The sequence below is a fragment of the Mesorhizobium sp. M7A.F.Ca.ET.027.02.1.1 genome, from assembly GCF_004022985.1.
In the GTDB taxonomy this organism is placed as follows: domain Bacteria; phylum Pseudomonadota; class Alphaproteobacteria; order Rhizobiales; family Rhizobiaceae; genus Mesorhizobium.
Map to the genome: position 1 here is coordinate 1 of NZ_RZOL01000880.1, position 676 is coordinate 676.

2 pseudogenes are annotated in these 676 nt (G+C 70.0%); both read left to right on the plus strand.

Annotated elements, in window-relative coordinates:
- Positions 1-229: pseudogene (locus EN749_RS36770) on the plus strand (uroporphyrin-III methyltransferase); the annotation flags it as partial.
- Positions 226-676 (plus strand): annotated as a pseudogene (locus EN749_RS36775) (cobyrinic acid a,c-diamide synthase); the annotation flags it as partial. The pseudogenes EN749_RS36770 and EN749_RS36775, both read left to right, overlap by 4 nt.

Consider the following 676-nt stretch of genomic DNA (forward strand, 5'->3'; position numbering starts at 1 on the left):
GGGCATGGCCAACCTGCCTTTGATCGCGGCGGCACTGCTCGACGGCGGGCTGGCGCCGTCGACACCGGCGGCAGTGATCGTCGCGGCGACCACGCCGCAGGAACGAACCGTCGTCGCCACGCTCGCCACCATTGCCGAGGAAGCCGCGGCCGCCGGTCTCGCCTCGCCGGCGCTGATCGTCGTTGGCGGCATCGTTGCCATGCGCGCGGCACTGGCGGGACAAGCATGACGGCCCGCGCCATCATCGTCGGCGCGCCGCGCTCCGGCTCTGGCAAGACCAGCGTCACCATCGGCATTTTACGCGCGCTCACCCGGCGTGGGCTGAAGGTGCGAGGCGCCAAATCCGGCCCCGACTATATCGACCCCGGCTTCCACACCGCCGCCACGGGACTGTCGGGCGTCAATCTGGACAGCTGGGCGATGCCGCCATCGCTGCTCAACGCACTCGCCGCGCAAGCCGCCGACGACACCGATTTCGTCATCCTCGAAAGCGCCATGGGCCTGTTCGACGGCATTCCGGCCTCGCCGGGGCGCACCGGGTCAGCCGCAGACTTGGCTCGGCTCTACGGCCTGCCGGTATTGCTGGTGCTCGACGTCTCCGGCCAGTCGACCACCGCGGCCGCCGTCGCCAAGGGCTTTGCCACCTACGATCCGGATGTACGCATGGCCGGTGTAG